This window comes from Paramylibacter kogurei (assembly GCF_002742285.1).
GTDB classification, from domain to species: Bacteria; Pseudomonadota; Alphaproteobacteria; order Rhodobacterales; family Rhodobacteraceae; genus Amylibacter; species Amylibacter kogurei.
Map to the genome: position 1 here is coordinate 934495 of NZ_MDGM01000012.1, position 24206 is coordinate 958700.

Here is a 24206-nt window from a genome sequence, read left to right on the forward strand (position 1 = left end):
TATGAGTGCATGTAATCTGTTGAGTAAAGAGTAATGACAATTGCATACACAAACTTTGCGTTTGAGGAATAAAATGGCTTTTTCTAATTTTAAGCACCAGATCACGCGTTTCAAAGATGATGAATCTGGTTCATTTATCTTATTTGTTTTGTTTTTATTTGTATCCTTGTTCGTGTTTGGCGGCATGGCGGTTGATATCGCACGATACGAAAACACACGTGTACGTTTGCAAACGACACTCGACTCGGCCATTTTTGCAGTTGCGGTAAGCAATTCAGATGAATCCGATGAAACTGTTTTCAACGACTTTTTCGCGAAATCTGGTCTGAGCAAAGATGAGATGAACGCCGACTGGGATATTGATCCAGGTGCGACACCGGGTGAATTTATTGCTTGGGCAAGTGCCGATAGCAACAATTTGTTCCTATCGCTTTACGGTATTAGCAAATTTGACGTTGATGCCTCTGCTTCGATTGAACAAGAAATTGGTGACATTGAAATTTCATTGGTTGTGGATGTATCCGCATCAATGTCAGGAACGCGCATCCAGCGATTGCGTACCGCTGTGATTGATTTTGCAACGGATGTGTTTGCGAACCCGAACGCAGATGTTTCGGTTTCAATCATTCCGTTTGACTATCAAACATCAGCCGGCCCTGCAATTTTGGATGCATGGGCTGCCGTTCCTGATCAAGCGTTATCCGTAGAAAATATTCTGTCCGATTGTATTGATTTGGACCGTGGAACCTTTGTTGATGGTTTCGGCGTAAACCCCGATCAGATTGTCGGAGGTGATTATTCCGTTACCGCGTTGACCGAAGACTTGGCCGCTGGCTTGCCAACAACATTGCAACGCGCCGGTGAATTCCGCGATCGTTCATCAGCCTGGTTGTTTGGTGACACGCGCGGAGATTCTGGATTCAACTGGAATAGAGATAATATTGCGTCGTTAGGCAACAATAACTATATTCTCGATTTGGTTGGGCAAGGGCACGACAATCCAACGTGTCGTCATACAATTGATCCTGATACTGGCAATTCTTCTGAAAATAGCATCCTGCCGTTTGCAGATAATGTTGGTGCAGTGACGACTTATATCAACAACCTTCAGGCAGAGGGATCCACCGCTGGCGATTTGGGCATTAAGTGGGGTTTGGCGTTGTTGGATCCAACATTCCGCCCAACAGTTGATCAAATGATCACAAATGGCGATGTAGACCCTGTATTTGCTGGACGTCCACACGACTATACAGAAGCAGGCACGATGAAGGTTATCGTGCATCTTAGTGATGGTGCAAATACGCTTCACCAAGCCTTAAAGGATGAATATCGTTCTGGACCGTCTGGTGTCTATTGGCATGAGGAAACCCAAACATATTCAGTAAAACGTAAAACTGGGCCGTACAAAAATCGATATTTCTGCGCAAGCGGCAAAGAAGCGCTGCCTGTATTGCCGTCGCTTTGCGATATTGCTGGCATAACTGGCAATGCAAAGAATAGCCCACTAACACATAGTCCGATTCCATGGGGCAGCTTGCCAATCGTTTCAGAAGCACGCCAGTTGGACATGGAAGAATTGACACGTCGTTTTTCAATTCCTGATATTATTGATCTGTTCTACGGCATGGATGGTATCGAAGCGGAAGACATGGTTGAAGGTGATGGTGAATACACAGGTGGTGTTTGGCAAAGCCCAGAAGCGGACGCACGGATGCTTTCTGTTTGCAGCCTTGCACGTGGATTGAAAGACCCAGATCGTAATAACTTCCTATTGTTTACAATCGGGTTTGAGGTTCCCGCAGGTGGTCTTGCAGAGCGAGCGCTTAAAGGATGTGTGAACAATGATGATGCGTTTTATGAACCCGCTTCAAATGACAACCTGAGTGAAACCTTCCGTGGTATTGCGGCGGCGATCTCTAAACTACGTTTGACAAGCTGATGTCGAAATTTCGAAACAGTGTAAAACAGTTTTGGCAAAGGGAAGAGGGCACCTCGACGCTCGAGTTTATCTTTATCTTTCCTTTGTTCTTTTTCATGTTTGCACTCGCGCTTGAGGGCGGTTGGTTCACGGCACAAAAGGTTTTTTTAGAACGCGCCGTTGATATCAGCGTGCGAAATCTGCGGCTTGGTAAAATTCGCGGAACAGATGAAAAAGACGCTTATGACGTGCTTAAGGATGAAATCTGTGAACACGCAGGGATCGTTAATGATTGCGCTAATGCAATGAAGCTGGAAATGTATCAAGTGTCGCCAGATGAAACTTTCTCTCTGGGGGTTCGTGATTGTGTTGAACGCAAACCCGAAGATCCAGATGCAACACCAACACGCACATTTACGATGGGCGAATTTGGTGATGTGATGTTTGTGCGTGCATGTATCGTTGTTGATCCGTTGTTTAGCATCACACCGATCACACCTGCGTTTGAATTGGATAGCTCTGGTGGCTTTTTCCTATCAACATTTACGGCCTATGCCGTAGAACCCGATGATAATGATTTCTCTACGGGTGCTACGGTTGCGTCTGGTTCTTAGGAGATACTGACATGTCGTTATTAAAACTAAAACGTTTTGGCAGATCAGAAAGCGGAACGATGACCGTGGAAGCGGTGTTAATGTTTCCAATCATGTATTGGTTGATCATTTTTGGACCTGTCTTGTTTGATATTGTGCGTGAAAAAACATCTGTGGTGCGCAATTCGTTTACCATTGCCGATATTATTTCGCGCGAAGAAAACGTAACAGAAGAAACCATGGAATTTTACGAATCCATGTTTGCTAGTCTGATGCCTCAATCATCACGAACTGGTTTGCGCGTCACGAGCATCGTACGTGATGAGGTAAATCCAGATGACTATGATGTGCGTTGGTCACACGGCAATATTTCCGATCGCCCAGAGATTGCGTCACGTTTGGATGAAATGGATGAACTTATCCCATTCATTGAACCTGGTGAATCAATTTTATATGTCGAAGGTTTCCAAACCTATTCATCGGTTATCAGTTATTCTTTCGCAGGATGGAACCTAGGCTGGCGCGATAAAGAGCTTGGACATAATCTATTTATTCGTCCACGCTATTTCGCCGAAGTAAACTACGTTCCCAAAACCCCACCAGAAGAAGAGGGCGAAGAATCCACCGAAGATCCATGATCTTCATTTGGGTGTAGCTCAAACTTTTCATCGGGAAAATATTTGTGTAATCGAATATCGGCGGCGCGCGCGTGGCCTTCCATGCCTTCCATTCGTGAAATACGCGCGGTGGCCTGTGCCACATCATATGAACCTGCGCGTGTTGCACGTTGATATGTAACCAGTTTCATATATTTGTGCACCGATAACCCGCCTGTGTATCTGGCCGATCTGCTGGTGGGCAACACGTGGTTTGTTCCCGTTGCCTTGTCACCAAATGCCACTGTTGTTTCTTCACCCAAGAATAGTGATCCATAACAAGTTAACCGTGAAAGCCACCAATCTAGATTTTTGGCCTGAACGGTTAAATGTTCGGGCGCGTATTCATCGGATGTGGCGGCCATTTCTTCAAGTGTGTCGCATAAAATAACCTCGCCATAATCACGCCAGGCAGATTCAGCATTTTTACGATTCACATCGGGTAGATTGGCAATTTCTTGTGGCATCAAATCAATCACTTGCGTTGCAATATCGCGATCATTGGTCACCAACCACACAGGCGAATTGTAACCATGTTCGGCTTGGCTAACCAAATCTGTGGCGATAACCATTGGATCGGCGGTTTCATCGGCCAAAATTAAACTGTCCGTTGGACCAGCGATCATATCAATACCCACACGCCCAAAAAGTTGGCGTTTTGCCTCGGCAACAAATTGATTTCCCGGTCCCACGATAATATCCACAGCGGGTAGGCCAAACAGGCCAAACGCCATGCTCGCCACACCTTGCACACCACCAAGCGCAAGAATGTTATGCGCACCCGCCCTGTGCGCGGCATAGATAATAGCGGGATGCACACCATGTTTTGGATCGGCAGGGGAACACGCCGTGATATGTGGAACACCAGCAACCTTGGCCGTTGTGACCGTCATCAAAGCGGATGCGATATGGCTGTAACGCCCACCGGGGATATAACACCCCGCTGCATTTACGGGGATCATGCGTTGACCCGCAAACAGTCCCGGTTGAACCTCAATCTCAAATTCGGACATTGCATTTTTTTGCGCGATTGCAAAACGTTCGATGTTTTGATGGGCAAAATCAATATCGCGTTTTATTGACTCGGGAACACGCGCAAGGGCATCTGTGATTGCGTCTTTGCTTAACAATGCTGGGCCGGGGTATGAATCAAATTTTTGCGCATAATCCAATGCCACCTGATCGCCACCTAATTCAATTTCCTGTAAAATTTGTTCAACAGTATGGTTCACAGATTTTGAATCTGTTTGGGCGGTCTTTGATGCTGTTTTTAAATAATGAATTGGCATGAAAGATTCCTTGTTTTGTTATTGATTGCTCAATCTGGCAATCTGGCAAAGGAAAATGTGAAGCATTCAGGAAATGCAAAACTGATGTTCATGTATTTCATTGTATGTGCAGCTTGATTATAAATTCGTACTTGTAAATTGAACGCCACTGGCACATCGTAAACAGCGCAAACAGGCAAGGGGAAACGATGGCTAAGCATCTCAAAACACTGATCAAAAACGCGGATGTTGTTGTTACGATGAATGACAATCGCCAAGAAATCGCGGCCTGTGATATTTTAATTGAAAACGGTGTGATTGTGGGGGTGGGTGAAAACTTGCCCGATGTAGATCAGGTGATAAATGCAACGGGCTGTGTCGTAACACCTGGTTTGGTGAATACACATCATCACCTGTTTCAATCACTGGTACGTGGAGTGCCTGCGGGACAGGATGCGTTGTTATTTGGTTGGTTGAAAACCCTGTATCCGATTTTTGGGCGCATGATGGGCGAAGACATGTATGTTTCGGCGCAACTTGGGCTTGGTGAATTGGCATTGTCTGGCTGTTCAATGAGCAGCGATCATCAGTATATTTTCCCAAATGATGTGAAACTGGAACATGCAATCGAGGGTGCGCGATCCATTGGTGTGCGGTTTCACCCAACGCGCGGTGCGATGAGTGTTGGCGAAAGCAACGGTGGATTACCACCTGACAGCTTGGTTGAACAAGAACCAAAAATATTAGAAGATTTCTTGCGCGTTGTGGATGCATTCCACGATCCATCTGATGGCGCAATGTTGCGCGTTGGTTTGGCCCCGTGTTCACCATTTACCGTGAGCGAAGGTTTGATGAAAGACGCAGCAGAGATGGCCGTGGACAAGGGCGTGATGTTACACACGCATTTAGCCGAAAATGACGAAGACATCGCCTATTCATTAGAGCATTTTGGCTGTCGTCCTGGGCAATATGCCGAAAACCTTGGCTGGACTGGTGATCATGTGTGGCATGCACATTGTGTGAAACTGGACGCTGGGGAAATTGATTTATTTGCGCGTTCCAAAACTGGCGTCGCCCATTGCCCATGTTCAAATTGCCGTCTTGGATCGGGTATTGCACCGGTGCGTGAAATGCGTGATGCGGGGGTAAAGGTTGCGCTTGGCGTTGATGGTTCCGCCAGCAGTGATGCGGGGCATTTGTTAACAGAGGCACGCCAAACGATGTTATTACAGCGGGTCAAAAACGGTGCGGATTCCATGCGTGCACGCGAAGCATTGGAAATCGCCACACGCGGTGGCGCACAGGTATTAGGGCGACATGATTTGGGTTCGATCGAGGTGGGCAAACGCGCCGATATCGCCATTTGGGATGTCAGCGGATTACAAGCCGCTGGGGCATGGGACCCTGTGGCGGCACTTGTTTTAAACGGGCCGTTTAACGTGCGCGATTTGCTTGTAGAGGGAAAACCAGTTGTTGCAGAAGGCCAATTGGTGAACCAAGAAGAGCGCATGATCGTTGAGCGCGTTCAAAAACGTGTGGCGCGATTGATGGCCTAAATCTGTTCAAGCAATCGGGGTAGGATTTCCGCATCATCGCGGTGTTGCTGATGTTCGAAAACACGCCAGTTTTGCGGGGTATATTTATACGCCGCATCAAATTGTTTAAAAACCTGTGCCGTGCACAAACCATGTGGCAAAACATCGACATCACCACCATGTTGATAAAGATACAACGTGAGCGCACCAGGACCCGCGATCCAAAATATATTTTCAATTTTTTTGTCGTGCAAATTGCGTTGCGCGTGATCCAAAAAACCAAGGATGAATGGATGCTCTGCGGGTGCGGCCATGATCCCGTTGATTGTTGTGCAATTTGCAAGGTGGCTATTTGCGGATAGTGTTACGCAGGTATCGTTAGCACAAAAGCGATGCGAAGATGCCTGTGGTTCTGAATCTGCATCAACATAAACGCCACCAATTTTTGCCAAATAATACAGGCGTATGAAATCTGATTTCAGGGCTGGGTGCCAAAGTTTGTGAAATGCACTGGCCGCATCATTTCCAAAATGTTCCCGAATGAATTCCGATGCCGATGTATCATCAAATGCAATGTAATTCGATTTGCCAATCCCACGCCATTTTCCCATGCCTTCAGTTATTCGAGAGGGTGGCGATTGATCCCAATATTGTGCAATTTCTGGTGTTGATGTGCAGGTATTTTTTAATAAATCGCTTTGGCGATGATTATACAGATTTGCCCATCCCATTGCCTCGAACCGCGTTAGCGGGTGCATGTGTTGATCATTTATAATTGTGGTCAACGCTGTGGTTGCGGTGTTTTGAAAACGATCCAATATCGCATCAAACAATAGCGGTTGGTTTTGATGCAAGAACTTTTTCAATCCGCGTAGCTGTTCAAAATTTGGTTTTTTAGGCGCAGATAAAACGTCGTCAAGCAGGGTAAAAACAAACCCCGCCGCATAATTTGAATCTGTTTTTTCCAAAACCTTTGCGATACGCCCATACGCACCCATTTTACGCAGAATTTTCAGGCGCGTTTTGGAAAATGCCTGTCCCACGTTTAGTAATACGAAACGCTGTTAAACCAATCGCGGATTTTTACCCGTTCGGAATCTTCCATAAAGGTAAGGTTTGATGGGGGCATGGCGTGGCTGACCGCTGATTGGATATAGATATCTTTTGCACGCGCGGCAATTTGAGCAGGTGTTTCCAATTCCACGCCTTTTGGTGCCCATAAAATACCCTCGTAAACGGGTTCGGCGGCGTGGCACATTGAACAGCGCCCCATAACAATATCATGCACACCATCAAAGCCAGCAGCGGCCATATATTTTTCCTGTGCGCTGGTTAAATTAGCCTCTTCTGTTTTTGGTTGTCCAACAACGGATAACCACATGATGATTAAAAACAGCGCGGTCGTCGCCATCCATGTCCAATGCGGATTCCCTTTGCGTGCGTGGATGCTGTTGAAATAATGGCGGATGGTCACGCCCATCAAAAACACCAAGCTTGCAATGATCCAGTTGTATTCGGTCGCAAATGCCAATGGATAGTGGTTGGACAACATCAAAAAAATCACGGGTAGAGTGAGATAGTTATTATGCGTTGAACGTTGTTTAGCAATTTTCCCGTATTTGGGATCGGGTGTGCGGCCCTCAATCAAATCGGCCACAACAATGCGTTGGTTGGGCATAATTACCAAAAACACATTTGCGGTCATGATTGTGGCGGTGATTGCGCCCAGATGTAACAGCGATGCGCGGCCTGTGAAAATTTGGGTATATCCCCAAGATAGTGCAACCAAAATGACATAAAGTAATATCATTAGTCGCCTGTTATCACTGCCAAATTTTGAATTACACAGTGCAGAGTAAACCAGCCAAACACCAACCAATGATGCAAGTGAAATCAATATCGCAACAGGCACAGAAATATCGGCAACATTTGGATCGATCAGATACAGATTGGCACCCGAATAATAGACCAATATCAACAGTGCAAAGCCAGACAGCCATGTTGCATAGCTTTCCCATTTAAACCATGTCAGATGTTCTGGCATGGTTTCGGGTGCCACCAGATATTTTTGGATGTGATAAAACCCACCCCCGTGCACTTGCCATTCTTCGCCGTGCGCACCTTTGGGAAGGTTGGGCGTTTGGCGTAACCCTAAATCAAGGGCGATAAAATAAAACGATGAACCAATCCACGCGATTGCCGTAATCACATGCAACCAACGCACCGCAAATTCGGCCCATTCCATGAAAATTGCAAAATCATACATGGGTTAGCTCCCGCGATAAGTTGAATAGCCAAAGGGCGAAAGCAAAAGTGGGACATGATAATGTGCATCCGCATCATTCATTCCAAAACTGATGGGGATTGTGTCCAAAAACAATGGTTCCGCTAATTTGTCATTTTGGGCACGTAAATAGGAGCCCGTCAGAAAATCCAAACGATATTGCCCCGTTTGAAAATCATCCGCTGGCAAAATCGGGCTGTCTGTGCGCCCATCGGCATTTGTTTTCATCGTTGTGATATGCTGTGCCGTGTCGCCATCGATACGATAAAGTTGGATTTCCAGACCCGCAGCGGGTGCACCGCTGGCTGTGTCCAATACATGTGTGGTGAGGTAACCTTTGGGCATTGTCTTACTCTTGTTATTACAAGGTAACACTGCCAGCAGATCACACAAAAAGAAAGCCCCTTCGGGCTTGATTATTTCGCGACATAATGATGAAACTTGTCGGGTGTCTGTGAAAACGGCACATAATGCAGAATGTAAGGATCTGAAAAATGAAACGATATCAACGTGATATGCGTGGGTTTGGACCCAATGCACCCGTTGTAGAATGGCCAAATGGTGCGCATATTGCCGTGCAGTTTGTGCTGAACTACGAAGAAGGTGGTGAAAATTGTGTTTTGCATGGGGATGAAGACTCCGAAGCATTCTTGTCTGAAATTGTTGGTGCCGCCGCATGGAAGGGCCAGCGCCATTGGAACATGGAAAGCATTTATGAATACGGTGCGCGCGCTGGGTTTTGGCGGCTTCATCGCTTGTTCACCAGTGCGGCTATACCAATTACAGTTTATGGTGTTGCTACATCATTGGCGCGATCCCCAGAACAGGTTGCCGCGATGCAAGACGCCAATTGGGAAATTGCCAGCCACGGATTAAAATGGGTGGAATACAAGGATTATACCCCAGATCAAGAACGAGAACATATCGATGCGGCCAAGGCATTACATGCAGAAGTGACGGGCGATGCGCCGCGCGGATGGTATACCGGGCGCAGTTCGGTCAATACCGTTGATTTGATCACCCAAGATGGATCATTTGATTATGTTTCAGACAGTTACGCCGATGATTTGCCATATTGGTATCATCACGGTGATCGCGAACAATTGGTGATCCCATATACATTGGATGCCAATGACATGCGCTTTGCAACACCCCAAGGGTTCAATACAGGCGATCAGTTTTATACTTATCTTAAAGACAGTTTTGATGCGCTTTATGAAGAGGGCGCGGCGGGTTCACCCAAAATGATGTCCATTGGATTACATTGTCGGCTTGTCGGGCGCCCAGGGCGTGTTCAGGCGCTGAAACGATTTGTTGAATATGCGAAATCACATGACAAAGTTTGGTTTGCACGGCGCATTGATATTGCCAAACATTGGCAAAAACATCACCCCGCACCAATGCGCGGCTTGGAACCGATCCATATGACCAAAGACAGCTTTGTCGAAAAATTTGGCGGGGTATTCGAACATTCCCCGTGGATTGCACAGCGTGCGTATGATGATGAACTTGGCCCTGCACATAACAGCGCGATTGGATTGCACAATGCATTGGCGCGTAAATTCCGTGTGGCCAGCGTCGAAGAACGCCTTGATGTGTTAAAGGCACATCCAGATTTGGCGGGTAAACTCGCCGCCGCAAAACGATTAACGGCGGAATCCACGGCGGAACAGGCGGGCGCGGGGCTTGATGCCTTGACCAAGGAAGAGCACGCGGAATTCACCCATTTGAACACAAGTTATACCAGTAAATTTGGCTTTCCATTCATCATCGCGGTCAAAGGATTGACCAAAGAGGATATTTTGACCGCGTTTAAAGCGCGCATCAACAACACCCGCGAAGTCGAATTTAATACTGCGTGCAAACAAGTTGAAAAAATTGCATTGCTCCGATTGTCGGATATTCTGCCATGACGAATAGCTATTACGTGCCGCGCGGTGGTTTGCCATCACAATCAACACCGCTAAAAGGACGCGCTGTTTTCACAGATGCATACGCATTTATACCCGCCGAAACATATAGCGATATCGTCACAAGTTATCTGCCGCATTGGGATCATACACGGGCATGGATTATTGCACGCCCCTTAAGCGGATTTGCAGAAACATTCACGCAATATATTGTTGAGGTTTCCCCAAATGGCGGGAGCAAAATCCCAGACACAGACCCAACCGCACAGTCCGTTTTATTCGTCGTTGATGGTGAAATAATTGTCACGATCAATGGTGAAAAACACAGCATGGGCAAGGGTGGTTACGCCTATTTGCCCGCTGGGTGTGATTGGTCATTGCTAAATCAAAGCAACAATACCGCAACATTTCACTGGCTGCGTAAACGTTATGAACATGTTGACGGGATCGAAACGCCATCCCCATTTGTCACCAATGAAAACACCGTACCCCCGCGTGAAATGCCCGATTGCGACGGCGTTTGGGCGACCACACGATTTGTAGAACCCGATGATTTGCGCCATGATATGCATGTTAATATTGTTACCTTTCAAAACGGTGGTTTAATCCCGTTTGAAGAAACCCATGTGATGGAACACGGGCTTTATGTATTGCAAGGCACTGCGCGGTATTTGTTAAACCAAGATTGGGTTGATGTGGGGCCGGGTGATTTCATGTGGCTTCGTGCATTTTGCCCACAAGCCTGTGTTGCGACAAGCGATGAACCATTTCGCTATTTATTGTACAAAGATGTCAATCGACATCCCAAATTCGCACCCTTTGGCCGATCATGATTAAGATACAAACCAAACCACTTACCAGCCGCGCATTTGCACCATTTGGCGATGTGATCGAAACCGGTAGCGTTGATCCAAAAATTATCAATCAGGGAAACTGTGAGCGGTTCAATGATTTGGCAAAGATGGATTTCACCGATGGGCGCGCAGGGATCAGCCTATTTAGTGCAAAGCCGCGAAGCTTGCCCTATACCCTTGATTTGTTAGAGCGCCACCCGCACGGAAGCCAAGCATTCATTCCCATGTCACAACATCCGTTTTTGGTGATTGTTGCCCATGATGATGGCGGCAAGCCAAGCGATGTACATGCCTTTGTCACAGACATTGGGCAGGGTATAAATTTGCATCGCAACACATGGCACGGCGTTTTAACACCGCTTCATGAACCTGGGTTATTCTGTGTGATTGATCGCATTGGGTCGGGGAATAATTTGCAAGAATATCCGTTACCAACGCCAATAATTGTCGCCTAAATTAAAGGCAGACTATCTTTTCAGCTACTTTATTTAGTCGATTTTTCTTGATTTTTACAAAAAATACACAAAACCTTGATTCACAGTATGCGGTTAACGCATTTAACGCGCCCACAGATGGCGTAATTTTGAAACGGGGAACAAAAAATGACAGATACTTCGATAGGGACGCCAGAACAGCTGCGCGATCCCAATTATACGCCCGCATTGGGCAAGGCGATACCACTTGGCATTCAACATGTTTTGGCGATGTTTGTATCCAACGTGACACCAGCAATCATTATTGCGGGTGTTGCTGGGTTTGGATTTGGATCACCAGATGTTGGAGCGTTGATATATCTTATTCAAATGTCGATGTTATTCGCAGGCGTCGCAACATTGATCCAAACCATTGGCATTGGTCCCGTTGGGGCACGATTGCCAATTGTTCAAGGAACCAGTTTTGCATTCCTGCCTGTGATGATCCCCGCCATGATCGGCGCGGGAACCGCTGGTTTACAGGGCTTAATGTCTGGTGTGATGATTGGCGGGCTATTCCATTTTTGCATCGGCTTTTTCATCGGGCGCATTCGGTTTGCATTGCCGCCATTGGTGACAGGGTTGATCGTTTTGATGATCGGTCTGGCATTGATCAAGGTTGGCATTGAATATGCAGCGGGTGGAGCTGGTGATTTTAATCGTGGCAAACCCACATGGGGTGGCGTTTCCAATTGGTTCCAAGCGGGCGTGGTTATCATCGTGACCTTGGCGTTGAAATTCTTTGCACGTGGATTGTTATCTGTGGCCGCCGTTTTGGTTGGCCTGATCGCAGGGTACATCGTGGCCTTCGTCATGGGCGATGTCAGCCTTGCTGGCGTTGGTCGTGCAGGCTGGTTCCAATTGCCAAAACCATTTGCATATGGGTTTGGGGTGAACTGGGCGATTGTTATTGGCATGTGTTTGATGGCATTTATTTCCGCGATTGAAACCGTGGGCGATGTGTCTGGAATTACAAAAGGTGGCGCAGGGCGTGAAGCAACCGACGAAGAGGTCACAGGCGCAACGTTCGCAGATGGTTTGGGCACCGCAATTGGCGGCATATTTGGCGGGTTGCCAAATACATCGTTTAGCCAAAACGTCGGTTTGATCGCAATGACAGGTGTGATGAGCCGCCATGTTGTCACCATCGGTGCGATATTCTTGATCATCTGTGGCTTGATCCCAAAAATCGGCGCAGTCATCAATTCCGTACCAATCCAAGTTCTGGGTGGCGGTGTGATTGTGATGTTTGGCATGGTCGCCGCCGCGGGTGCATCAATGTTGTCTGATGTGAATTGGAACCGTCGCAATATGGTGATCTTTGCGGTTGCTCTGTCTGTTGGGCTTGGCCTGCAACAGGTGCCTGATGCAATGGCATTCTTGGGCAATACTGCGAAAATTTTGATGACATCTGGTCTGTTGCCAGCGGCATTTATCGCGATTGTTCTAAATTTGGTTTTGCCAGAAGATATTGGTTAATCAAACGAAATCAACTTATTGGCCGCGCCTCTATTTGGTGCGGCCTTTTTTGTTTTTGTTGATCTTGAAACACAAACCTGATTATCTGGTGTCAATGGCACGCCATCCCTTTACGCCACATCGGGGGATCGCAGATTGGCCAAACGGCAGAGACGGTGGCGGATATTTACCATGGAAATTGCGTTTCTTCTGAATGGGGAAACCCAGAATGTCAGCGTTGATAATCCAACGGTCACGCTGCTTGATTGGTTGCGCGAAACCAAGGGTTTGCACGGCACGAAAGAGGGCTGTAACGAAGGTGACTGCGGCGCTTGCACCGTGATGGTGACAGATGCTGATGGCAGTAAATCATTGAACGCATGTATTCTGTTTTTACCACAACTCCACGGCAAAGCATTGCGCACCGTCGAAGGTGTGGGAACGCAATCCGATATGCATCCTGTGCAATCGGCAATGGTTGAACATCACGGTTCACAATGCGGGTTTTGCACACCTGGGTTTGTGATGTCGATGGTATCTGCGCATGCCAATGGCGCCACTGATCACGATAACCAACTGGCGGGGAACTTGTGCCGTTGCACAGGCTACGCACCGATCATTCGCGCCGCAGAAGCGGTTGAAAATGCACCGCGCCCTGATTGGATTGCAGCGGATCAAGACGGCGTTTCGAAATTTGCAAAACCTACAGGCCCGACAACTAGCAATGAATTGGCAGCGTGGTATCTAAAAAACCCAGACGCCACCTTGGTGGGTGGTGCGACGGATGTTGGGCTGTGGGTGACAAAATCGTTGCGCGATTTGGAACAGGTTTGTTTCCTGTCACAGATCCCCGATTTGGCGAAAATTGAACATCGTGATGATGGTTTACACATCGGCGCGGGGGTCACAATAACCGCGCTGCGTGATGCGGTGGCGGATATTTATCCCGATTTCGCCGAAATGTTGCGCCGTTATGCATCTGTGCAAATTCGAAACGCAGCAACGATTGGTGGCAATATTGCAAATGGATCACCCATTGGCGATGGACCGCCCGCATTGATCGCGCTTGGTGCAACGCTAACGTTACGCCGTGGCGATGAACGGCGCGAAATCTTGTTACAAGATTTCTTTGTTGAATACGGCAAACAGGATCGCAAAACAGGCGAATTTGTTGAAAGCATATTCATTCCAAAACAAGATGATCGTCTAAAATGTTACAAACTGTCGAAACGGTTTGATCAGGATATCTCTGCGGTCTGTGGCTGTTTCAATATTTTTGTCAAAAACGGGACCGTGGAATGTTGTGCCATCGCATTTGGCGGCATGGCGGGAACCCCCAAACGCGCCGATGGGGTAGAGGCCGCGTTAATCGGCAAACCATGGACACGTGAAAATGTTGAAATGGCAATGCAACTTTTCCCCAATGATTACACGCCCATGGACGACATGCGCGCATCCGCTGAGTATCGCATGAAAGCGGCACAAAATATGTTATTGCGCTATTTTATCGAGGATACCACCGATCAACCGTGCGTTTTGGAGGTTTCATCATGAACCATATGAAACCAACCCCACATGATGCCGCCCCATTACATGTGACGGGGGCAGCGCGATATATTGATGATATTCCGATGCCCAAAAATGCGCTGTCACTGGCATTTGGATTGTCCGATGTTGCGCATGGTAAAATCACAGCGATGGACTTAGACGCTGTGCGTTCCGCAGATGGTGTTGTTGCGGTCATCACGGCGGATGATTTACCCGCATCAAACGATGTATCGCCGTCCGTGCATGATGAACCAATGTTGGCAAATGGCACGGTGCATTATATTGGCCAGCCAATATTTTTGGTTATCGCCGATACACATTTAAACGCGCGAAAGGCCGCGCGAATGGGTAAGGTTGAAATTCAACCACTTCCAGCAATCCTCACCATTGATCAAGCCATCGCGGCGGATAGCAAATTTGAAGATCCCATTCGGTTTTTGAAGGGCGAGCCAGATTCTGCAATGAAATCTGCGCCACATCAAATTTCAGGAAGCATTGAAATTGGTGGCCAAGAACATTTTTACCTAGAAGGGCAGGCCGCATCGGCATTGCCCCAAGAAAACGGTGATATGCTGGTGCATAGTTCAACACAGCACCCGACAGAGGTTCAACATAAAGTTGCCGAAAGCCTTGGATTGCCATTCAATGCCGTGCGGGTTGAAACGCGACGGATGGGTGGTGGATTTGGCGGCAAGGAAAGCCAAGCAAACGCGCTGGCCTGTGCCTGTGCCGTTGCGGCGCGGATAACCAATCGCCCCTGTAAAATGCGATATGATCGCGATGACGATATGATGATCACTGGCAAACGCCACGATTTTCGCATCAATTATCAGGTTGGTTTTGATGATGATGGAACATTGCAATCGGTGATGATGGAACATTTCGTGCGCTGTGGCTGGGCGCAGGATTTATCATTACCCGTGGCCGATCGCGCGATGTTGCATTCGGACAATGCGTATCATTTGCCACACGCGAAAATTATATCACACCGATTGAAAACCAACACGCAAAGCGCCACCGCATATCGTGGGTTTGGTGGGCCACAGGGTGTTGTGGCGATTGAACGCGTGATTGATGAGGTCGCCCATTATCTGGGGCGTGATCCATTGGAAATTCGCCGCGCCAATTTTTATGAAAACGGGCAAACCACGCCATACCATATGACGATAGAGGATAGCGTGATTGCACCGTTGGTGGATCAATTGGCGAAAGCATCAGATTATGCCAATCGCCGTTTGGCAATTGAATCCGAAAACCGCGCAAATCCAGATGCGATTTTAAAACGCGGCATCGCGCTAACCCCCGTAAAATTCGGGATCAGCTTTACCTTAACTCATCTAAACCAAGCGGGCGCTTTGGTGCATATCTATGCCGATGGATCGGTGCATCTTAATCATGGTGGCACCGAAATGGGGCAGGGTCTGTTTACCAAGGTTGCGCAGGTCGCAGCACATGAATTTGGCCTACCGCTTGATATGATCAAAATCACGGCGTCTGACACGGCCAAGGTGCCAAATACATCGGCAACGGCTGCATCGTCTGGATCGGATTTGAACGGAATGGCGGTGCGAGATGCGTGTCATACGCTCAAAGGGCGGATCGCTGCGTTTTTTGCGATTCATTTTGAAACCGATGCAGCGGTTGAATTTGTGGATGGGATGGTGCGTGCGGGATCACATGAAATGACATTTGCAGATGCGGCAAGTCTTGCCTATCAAAACCGCATTTCATTATCGGCCACGGGGTTTTATGCCACGCCCAAAATCAAATGGGATCGCATGGCGGGAAGGGGCCGTCCGTTTTTCTATTTCGCATATGGCGCGGCGGTGACAGAGGTTGTTGTTGATACACTTACCGGTGAAAATCGGATTTTACGCACGGATATCTTGCATGATGTTGGTGCTTCACTGAACCCGGCCATTGATATCGGACAGATCGAAGGCGGCTATGTCCAAGGGGCGGGGTGGCTTACCACCGAAGAATTGGTTTGGGATGATAAGGGCAATTTGCGCACCCATGCGCCAAGTACCTATAAAATCCCAGCGTGTTCTGATCGCCCACGCGTTTTCAATGTGGAATTGTTTGATAATGAAAATGCCGAGGATACGATTTATCGATCCAAGGCCGTTGGCGAACCGCCATTCATGTTGGGCATTTCTGCGTTTCATGCGCTGTCACATGCGGTTGGGTATGCAGGGGCATCTGATATTTACCCCAACCTAAACGCACCCGCCACGCCAGAGGAATTGTTGCGTGCGGTGTATCGCAACGCGGATGGTACAGATGCATTTTGATCGCGAACACATTGCGCAATTGATCCAAAACGGTGACATCGTGCGCGTGGTCATCGCCACAGATCACGGGTCGGTTCCACGCGCCACGGGTACGTCCATGATTGTAACGCGTGATCGCCAAATTGGCACAATCGGCGGCGGGGCATTGGAATTGCACGGCACAGAAATTGCGCGTGAAATGCTTGCCGATGGTGGGGATAAAAGGGCCGTAAAAATTCCATTAGGCCCCGCGCTTGCCCAATGTTGTGGTGGCGCTGTGACATTGGTGTTTGAACGGTTTAGTCTCGAAAACCTGCCAGAGAATGACATTGTTTTTGCCCGTGCCATTGCCACAAATGATATGTCACTGGATGTAAAACGCATACTTGCCAATATCCGCAATCAATCGATGCAGCCAAATACGATATATCGTGATGGTTGGCTGATCGAACCGATGAAACAAATCAAACAACCGCTGTGGTTATATGGTGCGGGTCATGTTGGGCGTGCGTTGGTTAATGTATTGCATGAATTGGCGTTTGATATCACATGGGTAGATACCGCAAAGGATCGGTTTCCCGATCAAATTGCAAAGGGTGTAACGCCATTAATTGCAAGCAATCCTGCAATGGTCGCGAAACACGCACCTAAAAGTGCTGTGCATTTAATTATGACCTATAGTCATGCATTTGATTTGGAATTGTGCCATCAAATTTTGAACATTCCTCATCAATCTGTGGGGGTGATCGGATCAAAAACAAAACGCACACGTTTTTGCAAACGTTTGGCGCAATTGGGACATTCGACAAGTGACATTGATAAACTGATCTGCCCCATCGGGGATCCAAATCTGGGCAAAGAGCCGGCAGCAATCGCAATTGGGATTGCGCAAATGTTGATCACATCACAAAACAAAACCGCCAAAACGGCGGTGGCTATATGAAAAACGGGGCAGATTTCTCTGCCCCGTTTCAAACGAGGGGTGGCTAAATTAGAAGCCCATTACAACCGCAAGACCAAGTGTGCTGTCGGTTGATTTCAAAAGATCACCCGCGTCAGAGTTGTGCTCTGTGCGATAGCTTACGCGTGTGGTCAATTTGTTTGACACTTTGAAGTTTACGCCCAAATCGTTGGTTGCAACTGTGTTTGTGCTTGAACCCAAAACGTCTGTGTCATTGGTCAACGATACAGTGTCTGTGATCGCATAGTAATAACGTGAAGACGCGATAAAGCCTGCTTCTGATGTTGAAACTTTGGCTTGATCTTCGATGTAACGCATGCCTGGGCCTGCTTGTACACGCCATGTGTGGTTTGGAGAGTTAACGATACGATAACCAAGACCAACACCTGCGAATGCATCAATACGGTTTTCAGACGCTTCGTTCAATTCACCGCGTGCTGTACCGAATGCATACAGTTTTGGTGTGAAATAGCGGCTACCTTCGTATGTACCATACAAATCAGTTGTCGCGTTTGCTTCGTCGCTATCCAAATATTCAGCGGCAAAACCAAAGCTGTGGCTCCAATCACCAACGCCCAAAGTTGCACGACCCGCCAAAGACAAATCAGAAGAGCTGCTGTTACCTGCGTCTTGTGAAGCAGATAGTGCAACAGAACCTGTCCAACCTTGTGCAACGCCCAATGTTGAATAACGTTCGTCGTCATCAGAACGCTCGATGTTGTCATTCACAGCATCTGTGATGTCATCGATACGATCGTCCAAGCCTTCTACGCCTGTCAGCGCGTCTTGCGCGAAAGTAGGTACCGACAGAACAAGTGCCACTGCGGAGGCTGTAGCGAATTTTACTGCATTTTTCATGTGGGTATCCTTTCCCAAATAAAGAACAAGGGCCGAATGACCCAAGAGCATTTCTGCTGAAACGGTATTTAGGAATTGTTATGAAATAAGTAAAATTCAAAATAATCATGCTTTAAACGAGTTTGACTTATGATAAGTAAACCCAAGTATATTCTGCGATTTTATCGGCTTAAATCAGCTAGATTCTGCAAAATATCGTCTTGGGCATGGTCGATACCATCGGCCATGTCACGTAAACTTGACTTTGCAATGGCCACAACATCCGCATCTGCATCATCGCGCCATACGCTCCAGATCGGATAGGGGAAGGTTGGCGCATGTGGAACCAGATGCAATCGCCCTGCATCCAAATGGCGTTTTACGGATCGTGCGGGTAAATAGGCCGCTGCGCGACGATGAATAATGTAATCCAGTGCCATTGCCCCCAATGCGAACGTTAAACCATTATGATGCAAGTTGGGCAGGGCGGCGTTATGCGCATGAATAAATTCCGGGCCCCAATCCACAAACACATATTGCCCATCAAGTGGAAGCGTTGGATTTTTCCAAGATGCCACAAGCACTAGATCATCATCCAACACAGGTTCCACGGTTAACCCAGGGCGTGTTTGGGGCGTGTAAACCAATGCGGCCTGAATAACGCCTTCGATGATAAATCGGGTCAGACGATCGGGCATGCCCACTTCGCCACGGATAGTTAATTCGGGCATGCGTTTTTGCATATCATCCACCCAACGAAACCCAAGGCGTGGCCACAACGAATATTGCGCACCAATGGTCAGGCTTCTGGTGAAACCTTCGGGGATGGCAATTTGTTGGCGTGCTTCTTCCCAGATTTTAATCAGGCTAAGCGCATAGTTTTCGAATTCTTTCCCGGCGGAGGTAAGTTCCGCACCAGCCTTTGATCGGGTGAACAGCGGCTGTCCCAATGAATCCTCTAGGCGTTGAATACGCAGGCTCACGGCGGATTGCGTGACGAATAAATGATCCGATGCGGAAACAAACGAACCTGTGGCGGCGACCTCAAGAAAGGTTTTGATCAGTGTAATATCCATATGCAATGCATAAGGAATACTTGTTTCAACTTCAATTTAAACTGTGATCGGTTAATAAATGCCATTCGCACGTTGCAGGCTTCGAACATAGGCGATGATTTGTTTCACCTCGCCCTGCGTGATGCCCTCTACCGGAGGCATATCGCCAAATTGCCAATGATGTGCGCGCACACCTTGGCTGGCGGCGCGCAAAAACGATTCATCGCCGTGGTGGTTTGGTTCGTAAATGATATGCACAAGCGGTGGACCGTTTTCTGTACCACTTGCATTTGCGCCATGACATAGCGCACATTTTGCATCAAAGAAAGTTTTGCCCATCACGGCCGCACCTGTCAGGGTTGGGATTTGCATTTGTGCTGTTTGTTGCTGGTCTGGTGCATTTTGGGGCGGTTGGTTTGTAAGCATCAAAACCGCAATCAACACCGCAAAGACAATTCCCGTTACTGTGATAATCATACGCATCTGTTATTTTCCTTGTGAAAGTTCGTTCAAGATCGGGCAATCGGGTCGGTTATCGCCCGCACAATGTTTCATCAAATGCGAAAGCGTGTCACGCATCGCCGAAAGTTCGCTAATCTTTTGATCAATCGTTGCCACATGCGCCTTTGCGATTGCTTTTACATCCGAACTGGAACGTGCGGTATCGTCATAAAGTGCGAGCAGGTTGCGACAATCTTCGATTGAAAAACCCAAACCGCGTGCCTTGGCCAAGAAATGAAGCTGATGTAGCGCGTTTTCACCAAACACACGGTATCCATTTGCCGCGCGATTTGGCGTGACCAACCCGATGTCTTCGTAATAGCGAATGGTTTTTTCTGGCAAACCCGTGTGATCCGCCGCTTGTCCAATGTTCATATCAGGCCTCGATTGTTTGTGTTTTGATGAAACGCAGGCGAAGCGCGTTCGTTAGAACAAATATGCTTGATAGCGCCATCGCACCTGCAGCCAAGATAGGCGACAGCAAAATCCCAAAAGCGGGATATAGAAGCCCCGCCGCCACAGGGATTAGCAGGATATTGTACCCAAACGCCCAAAACAGGTTTTGATGAATGTTGCGAATGGTGTTCTTGCTGATCTCTATCGCATTTATCACACCCATCAAATTGCCGTTCATCAACACCACATCACCTGATTCAATCGCAACATCTGTGCCTGTGCCAATGGCGATTCCGATGTCTGCAGCGGCAAGTGCAGGGGCATCGTTGATCCCATCACCAACAAAGGCGATTTGATCATCTTTCCCGCGCAAGGATTGCAATGCGTCAACCTTGCCATCGGGCAAGACCTCTGCCACCACATGATCAATACCAAGGTTTTTGGCAATCGCATACGCTGTGGTTTGATGATCCCCCGTAATCATTGCGGTTTGAATGCCCATGTCATGCAAAATTTCTATCGTTTTTTTGCTGTTGGGTTTGATGGGATCAGATACCGCGATGATGGCGGCCAATTGACCATCAATGGCCACATAGATTGGCGTTTTCCCATCCATTGCCAGCGAATTTGCATCACTGTGCATAGAGTTTGTTTTGATGCCATGATGATCTATCAATCGCGCGGCACCGATCAATACAGTGTGGTTATCAACGTCACCTGAAATACCCATGCCCGTGATCGCTTGGAAATTTGTGGTTTTATGAATGGGGATATCATGTTCATTTGCATGTTTCACAATGGCGCGCGCGATGGGGTGTTCTGATGCGGATTCCACACTTGCGACATATGACAAAACCTCTGGCTCTGAAAATCCATTCACCACGTGAATATCCGTAAGGGTGGGTGAACCAACGGTGAGCGTGCCGGTTTTGTCAAATGCGATAACGTCAACCTGTTGCAGCGATTGTAACGCGCTGCCTTGGCGAAATAACACACCCATCTGCGCAGCACGACCAGTACCCACCATAATTGACGTTGGCGTGGCCAAACCCATTGCACAGGGGCAGGCGATGATTAACACCGCAACACCCGCAACCAACGCATTGCCAATTGATGGCGCAGGCCCAAAGAAAAACCAAATACCAACCGTGATCACCGCAATTGCCAAAACCATCGGAACAAACCATGTGGTTACGCGATTAACGATTTCTTGAATTGGGAGCTTGGCGCCCTGTGCCTGTTCCACCATTTTAATGATCTGAGACAACATTGTATCATCGCCCACCGCCGTTGCGCGATATGAAAACGCACCATTTTCATTGATAGTGCCACCAATAACTTGTTGATCTGCATATTTTTTAACGGGTGTAGGTTCGCCAGTGATCATTGCTTCGTTCACGAATGATTGTCCTTCGATCACAACGCCATCGGTTGCGATTTTTTCACCTGGTTTGGCGTGGATAATGTCATCCAATTGAATTTCGGCAATCGGCAAATCAATGATTTTACCACCCCGTTCAACACTGGCCATTTTTGGCGATAGGGCGATTAATGCGCGAATGGCGGCACCTGTTTGCCCTTTGGCGCGTGCCTCTAACCATCGCCCAAACAGGATCAGAACCACAATAACTGCCGCTGATTCAAAATAGACGTTGTTGGAATTGCTGGGCAACATTTGCGGCGCAAATGTTGCGATGGTTGAAAATGCATATGCCGCGCCTGTACCCAATGCGACCAACGCATTCATATCAGGTGCACCGCGCAATAGGGCAGGAATACCCTTGGTGAAAAATCGCAACCCTGGCCCGAACAGGATCAATGTCGTCAGGGCAAACTGCACAAGACGTAACATGGGCTCACCAACCAAAGCGTTTAAATAATGATGGAGGCTTGGGAATATATGGCCACCCATTTCCATTACAAAAACTGGCAACGCCAAGGCGGCGGCAATCGCGGTTTGTGTTGCCAGCGTTTTTGTCTCTGATGTTTTGTCGATTGGTTTGTGTTCAGATTTAATCGACGCAGGGTATCCCAAAACCGTTACGATTTTCGCAAGTGTGGCATTATTTGTAAGGGTTTCATCAAAGGTAACATTGGCAGATTCAGTGACCAAATTCACAGCCGCACTTGAAACGCCATTGGTATTTTGAAGCGCCTTTTCCACGCGCCCCACGCAAGATGCGCAAGACATGCCTGTTATTTGAAGCTCGATTGTCTGTGTCATGGCCATAACCTTTGAAGCGTATAGCCCTGACTTAATCCTTCCAGTTAATGGAAGGTCAAGCGAATATATGTTCACAAATTTGAGAACGAAAAACGCCGCCCACATATTATGGGCGGCGTTCAAATGTGATCACTCTTTACCTTATTTTGGCAACAGCACCTTGTTGATCACATGAATAACACCATTTGATTGGTTCACATCGGCGATGGTTACGCGGCTTGCGTTGCCGCTTTCGTCATAAATGTAAACGTTGCTACCTTTGACTTGGGCTGACAATGCGTCGCCTGAAACCGCTTTAAAGTGGAAAAAGCCATCTGGGCTTTTGCGTGCAGCGGCAACGATATCCGCGGCCGACCAATCACCAGCAACAACATGTGATGTTAAAACCTTGGTCAATGTGTCTTTGTTTTCTGGTTTCAACAATGTTTCAACCGTACCAGCGGGCAGGGCGGCAAATGCATCATTTACGGGTGCGAATACGGTAAATGGGCCGTCTGATTGCAATGTATCAACCAAACCTGCGGCTTGTACTGCGGCCACCAATGTTGTGTGGTCTTTTGAATTAACTGCGTTTTCAACAATGTTCTTGTCCTCAAACATTGGCGCGCCACCCACCATTGGGTTTTCTGCAAATACAGCAGCTGTTGACAAAATCGTTGATGCAGCGAATGCGGCGATAATACGTGTGGTTTTCATAATTTCTCTCCTATTGGGTGCCGCCCTGATTGGCAGCTATGAAGTATCCACGGGAAGACATTGGAAAAAGTTTCAACACCGGGTGATTTTTTTTGAAATCGCATAAAAAAGGCCCGCCAAGTTTCCTTGACGGGCCATCACGGTGTGTAATGATTACATTTTCGGTGTTAACACCGCATCAATTACATGGATCACACCGTTTGACTGTTTCACATCAGCGATTGTTACGGTCGCCTTTGTGCCGTTTTCATCTTCAAGGATCATTTTGCCATCTTCATATGATGCTTGCAGTGTGCAACCGCCCAATGTTGGAACAGGGTGCTTACCGCCATCATCCTTGATCATTCCTTGCAATGCGTCGGCCATCACAGCTTTGCCAACGGCATGACAGGTCAAAATGGTTGTAAGTGTTTCTTTGTTTTCTGGTTTCAACAACGTTTCAACTGTGCCATCTGGCAATGCATCAAATGCCGCGTTCACAGGTGCGAAAATTGTGAATGGACCTTCTGATTGCAATGTTTCAACCAGGCCAGCGGCCTGTACCGCAGCCACCAATGTTGTGTGGTCTTTGGAATTTACCGCATTTTCAACGATGTTTTTATCTTCGTACATGGCCGCGCCGCCAACCATTGGGTTTTCGGCAAATACAGCAGTGGATGTCAGTGTCAGTGCAGCAGCAGTTAGAATAGATTTTGTAAACGTCATGAGGGTGTTTCCTTTGTTAGCTGCCCGACGTTATGTCAGGCTACAAAGGAACCACGCAGAG

The 24206-nt window shown here is 47.7% G+C and carries 22 protein-coding genes; 11 read left to right on the plus strand and 11 right to left on the minus strand.

The window, feature by feature from the left end:
- The first annotated feature begins 73 nt into the window (after positions 1 to 73).
- The 3 genes from BFP76_RS10045 to BFP76_RS10055 are packed head-to-tail and all read left to right on the plus strand — an operon-like array spanning position 74 to position 3149.
- Positions 74 to 1939 (plus strand): TadE/TadG family type IV pilus assembly protein, encoded by a 1866-nt coding sequence (locus BFP76_RS10045; RefSeq protein ID WP_099593275.1) that lies wholly within the window; start codon positions 74 to 76, stop codon positions 1937 to 1939.
- Positions 1939 to 2532 (plus strand): TadE/TadG family type IV pilus assembly protein, encoded by a 594-nt coding sequence (locus tag BFP76_RS10050; RefSeq protein WP_114365323.1) that lies wholly within the window; start codon positions 1939 to 1941, stop codon positions 2530 to 2532. Before BFP76_RS10045 ends, BFP76_RS10050 begins: the two co-directional genes overlap by 1 nt.
- 11 nt (positions 2533 to 2543) lie before the next feature.
- Positions 2544 to 3149, plus strand: a complete 606-nt coding sequence (locus BFP76_RS10055; RefSeq protein WP_099593279.1) for a TadE/TadG family type IV pilus assembly protein — start codon at positions 2544 to 2546, stop codon at positions 3147 to 3149.
- Here the strand turns inward: BFP76_RS10055 and hisD are convergent.
- Positions 3092 to 4456 (minus strand): histidinol dehydrogenase, encoded by a 1365-nt coding sequence (gene hisD, locus BFP76_RS10060; protein ID WP_099593280.1) that lies wholly within the window; start codon positions 4454 to 4456, stop codon positions 3092 to 3094. The genes BFP76_RS10055 and hisD overlap by 58 nt on opposite strands.
- Positions 4457 to 4644: 188 nt before the next feature.
- Between hisD and BFP76_RS10065 the strand changes: the two genes are divergently transcribed.
- Complete coding sequence (locus tag BFP76_RS10065; protein WP_099593282.1) at positions 4645 to 5991, plus strand: 8-oxoguanine deaminase; 1347 nt, start codon at positions 4645 to 4647, stop codon at positions 5989 to 5991.
- Here the strand turns inward: BFP76_RS10065 and BFP76_RS10070 are convergent.
- Genes BFP76_RS10070 through uraH form a run of 3 tightly spaced genes read right to left on the minus strand, consistent with a single transcriptional unit; the run spans position 5988 to position 8599 of the window.
- Positions 5988 to 7013, minus strand: a complete 1026-nt coding sequence (locus BFP76_RS10070; RefSeq protein WP_099593284.1) for a glycosyltransferase family 32 protein — start codon at positions 7011 to 7013, stop codon at positions 5988 to 5990. The genes BFP76_RS10065 and BFP76_RS10070 overlap by 4 nt on opposite strands.
- A gap of 2 nt (positions 7014 to 7015) precedes the next feature.
- Complete coding sequence (locus BFP76_RS10075; protein WP_099593286.1) at positions 7016 to 8236, minus strand: urate hydroxylase PuuD; 1221 nt, start codon at positions 8234 to 8236, stop codon at positions 7016 to 7018.
- Positions 8237 to 8239: 3 nt separating this feature from the next.
- Complete coding sequence (uraH, locus tag BFP76_RS10080; protein ID WP_099593288.1) at positions 8240 to 8599, minus strand: hydroxyisourate hydrolase; 360 nt, start codon at positions 8597 to 8599, stop codon at positions 8240 to 8242.
- A 149-nt stretch (positions 8600 to 8748) separates the two neighbouring features.
- Here uraH and puuE point away from each other — a divergent pair, with 149 nt between their 5' ends.
- The 7 genes from puuE (at position 8749) to xdhC (ending at position 17713) form a co-directional block, all read left to right on the plus strand.
- Positions 8749 to 10167 carry an allantoinase PuuE gene (puuE, locus tag BFP76_RS10085; RefSeq protein WP_099593290.1) on the plus strand — a complete coding sequence of 473 codons (1419 nt, stop codon included), beginning with the start codon at positions 8749 to 8751 and terminating at the stop codon, positions 10165 to 10167.
- Positions 10164 to 10997, plus strand: a complete 834-nt coding sequence (locus BFP76_RS10090) for a bifunctional allantoicase/(S)-ureidoglycine aminohydrolase (RefSeq protein WP_099593292.1) — start codon at positions 10164 to 10166, stop codon at positions 10995 to 10997. The genes puuE and BFP76_RS10090 overlap by 4 nt, the downstream gene beginning before the upstream one ends.
- Entirely contained in the window at positions 10994 to 11473 is a 480-nt protein-coding gene (locus BFP76_RS10095; protein ID WP_099593293.1) for an ureidoglycolate lyase, read from the plus strand. The genes BFP76_RS10090 and BFP76_RS10095 overlap by 4 nt, the downstream gene beginning before the upstream one ends.
- Positions 11474 to 11620: 147 nt before the next feature.
- Complete coding sequence (locus BFP76_RS10100; RefSeq protein ID WP_099593295.1) at positions 11621 to 12970, plus strand: uracil-xanthine permease family protein; 1350 nt, start codon at positions 11621 to 11623, stop codon at positions 12968 to 12970.
- Positions 12971 to 13141: 171 nt separating this feature from the next.
- A complete protein-coding gene (gene xdhA, locus BFP76_RS10110) occupies positions 13142 to 14503 on the plus strand; it encodes a xanthine dehydrogenase small subunit (protein WP_099593298.1) in 1362 nt (453 codons plus the stop codon).
- Positions 14500 to 16791 (plus strand): xanthine dehydrogenase molybdopterin binding subunit, encoded by a 2292-nt coding sequence (gene xdhB / locus BFP76_RS10115; RefSeq protein ID WP_099593300.1) that lies wholly within the window; start codon positions 14500 to 14502, stop codon positions 16789 to 16791. Before xdhA ends, xdhB begins: the two co-directional genes overlap by 4 nt.
- Positions 16781 to 17713 (plus strand): xanthine dehydrogenase accessory protein XdhC, encoded by a 933-nt coding sequence (gene xdhC, locus BFP76_RS10120; RefSeq protein ID WP_099593302.1) that lies wholly within the window; start codon positions 16781 to 16783, stop codon positions 17711 to 17713. Before xdhB ends, xdhC begins: the two co-directional genes overlap by 11 nt.
- Before the next feature lie 48 nt (positions 17714 to 17761).
- On the opposite strand, the gene BFP76_RS10125 is transcribed toward xdhC, so the two are convergent.
- From BFP76_RS10125 to BFP76_RS10155, 7 genes are all read right to left on the minus strand, one after another.
- Positions 17762 to 18589, minus strand: a complete 828-nt coding sequence (locus BFP76_RS10125) for a DUF481 domain-containing protein (RefSeq protein WP_099593304.1) — start codon at positions 18587 to 18589, stop codon at positions 17762 to 17764.
- A gap of 161 nt (positions 18590 to 18750) precedes the next feature.
- Positions 18751 to 19644, minus strand: a complete 894-nt coding sequence (locus BFP76_RS10130; RefSeq protein WP_099593305.1) for a LysR family transcriptional regulator — start codon at positions 19642 to 19644, stop codon at positions 18751 to 18753.
- Between the two features lie 51 nt (positions 19645 to 19695).
- Positions 19696 to 20106, minus strand: a complete 411-nt coding sequence (locus BFP76_RS10135) for a c-type cytochrome (RefSeq protein WP_099593307.1) — start codon at positions 20104 to 20106, stop codon at positions 19696 to 19698.
- A 3-nt stretch (positions 20107 to 20109) separates the two neighbouring features.
- A complete protein-coding gene (gene cueR / locus BFP76_RS10140) occupies positions 20110 to 20499 on the minus strand; it encodes a Cu(I)-responsive transcriptional regulator (protein WP_099593308.1) in 390 nt (129 codons plus the stop codon).
- Between the two features lies 1 nt (position 20500).
- A complete protein-coding gene (locus BFP76_RS10145) occupies positions 20501 to 22744 on the minus strand; it encodes a heavy metal translocating P-type ATPase (RefSeq protein WP_276307908.1) in 2244 nt (747 codons plus the stop codon).
- A 141-nt stretch (positions 22745 to 22885) separates the two neighbouring features.
- Positions 22886 to 23440, minus strand: coding sequence for a fasciclin domain-containing protein (locus BFP76_RS10150; RefSeq protein ID WP_099593311.1), 555 nt, complete (start codon positions 23438 to 23440; stop codon positions 22886 to 22888).
- A 153-nt stretch (positions 23441 to 23593) separates the two neighbouring features.
- Positions 23594 to 24145 carry a fasciclin domain-containing protein gene (locus tag BFP76_RS10155; RefSeq protein ID WP_099593313.1) on the minus strand — a complete coding sequence of 184 codons (552 nt, stop codon included), beginning with the start codon at positions 24143 to 24145 and terminating at the stop codon, positions 23594 to 23596.
- Positions 24146 to 24206 lie beyond the last annotated feature (61 nt).

What these genes read in the sequence shown, in the direction of transcription:
- BFP76_RS10045 (WP_099593275.1), top strand. Translation starts at nt 74, where the DNA reads ATGGCTTTTTCTAATTTTAAGCACCAGATCACGCGTTTCAAAGATGAT.
- BFP76_RS10050 (WP_114365323.1), top strand. Translation starts at nt 1,939, where the DNA reads ATGTCGAAATTTCGAAACAGTGTAAAACAGTTTTGGCAAAGGGAAGAG.
- BFP76_RS10055 (WP_099593279.1), top strand. Translation starts at nt 2,544, where the DNA reads ATGTCGTTATTAAAACTAAAACGTTTTGGCAGATCAGAAAGCGGAACG.
- hisD (WP_099593280.1), bottom strand. Translation starts at nt 4,456, where the DNA reads ATGCCAATTCATTATTTAAAAACAGCATCAAAGACCGCCCAAACAGAT.
- BFP76_RS10065 (WP_099593282.1), top strand. Translation starts at nt 4,645, where the DNA reads ATGGCTAAGCATCTCAAAACACTGATCAAAAACGCGGATGTTGTTGTT.
- BFP76_RS10075 (WP_099593286.1), bottom strand. Translation starts at nt 8,236, where the DNA reads ATGTATGATTTTGCAATTTTCATGGAATGGGCCGAATTTGCGGTGCGT.
- uraH (WP_099593288.1), bottom strand. Translation starts at nt 8,599, where the DNA reads ATGCCCAAAGGTTACCTCACCACACATGTATTGGACACAGCCAGCGGT.
- puuE (WP_099593290.1), top strand. Translation starts at nt 8,749, where the DNA reads ATGAAACGATATCAACGTGATATGCGTGGGTTTGGACCCAATGCACCC.
- BFP76_RS10090 (WP_099593292.1), top strand. Translation starts at nt 10,164, where the DNA reads ATGACGAATAGCTATTACGTGCCGCGCGGTGGTTTGCCATCACAATCA.
- BFP76_RS10095 (WP_099593293.1), top strand. Translation starts at nt 10,994, where the DNA reads ATGATTAAGATACAAACCAAACCACTTACCAGCCGCGCATTTGCACCA.
- BFP76_RS10100 (WP_099593295.1), top strand. Translation starts at nt 11,621, where the DNA reads ATGACAGATACTTCGATAGGGACGCCAGAACAGCTGCGCGATCCCAAT.
- xdhA (WP_099593298.1), top strand. Translation starts at nt 13,142, where the DNA reads ATGGAAATTGCGTTTCTTCTGAATGGGGAAACCCAGAATGTCAGCGTT.
- xdhB (WP_099593300.1), top strand. Translation starts at nt 14,500, where the DNA reads ATGAACCATATGAAACCAACCCCACATGATGCCGCCCCATTACATGTG.
- xdhC (WP_099593302.1), top strand. Translation starts at nt 16,781, where the DNA reads ATGCATTTTGATCGCGAACACATTGCGCAATTGATCCAAAACGGTGAC.
- BFP76_RS10125 (WP_099593304.1), bottom strand. Translation starts at nt 18,589, where the DNA reads ATGAAAAATGCAGTAAAATTCGCTACAGCCTCCGCAGTGGCACTTGTT.
- BFP76_RS10130 (WP_099593305.1), bottom strand. Translation starts at nt 19,644, where the DNA reads ATGGATATTACACTGATCAAAACCTTTCTTGAGGTCGCCGCCACAGGT.
- BFP76_RS10135 (WP_099593307.1), bottom strand. Translation starts at nt 20,106, where the DNA reads ATGCGTATGATTATCACAGTAACGGGAATTGTCTTTGCGGTGTTGATT.
- cueR (WP_099593308.1), bottom strand. Translation starts at nt 20,499, where the DNA reads ATGAACATTGGACAAGCGGCGGATCACACGGGTTTGCCAGAAAAAACC.
- BFP76_RS10145 (WP_276307908.1), bottom strand. Translation starts at nt 22,744, where the DNA reads ATGACACAGACAATCGAGCTTCAAATAACAGGCATGTCTTGCGCATCT.
- BFP76_RS10150 (WP_099593311.1), bottom strand. Translation starts at nt 23,440, where the DNA reads ATGAAAACCACACGTATTATCGCCGCATTCGCTGCATCAACGATTTTG.
- BFP76_RS10155 (WP_099593313.1), bottom strand. Translation starts at nt 24,145, where the DNA reads ATGACGTTTACAAAATCTATTCTAACTGCTGCTGCACTGACACTGACA.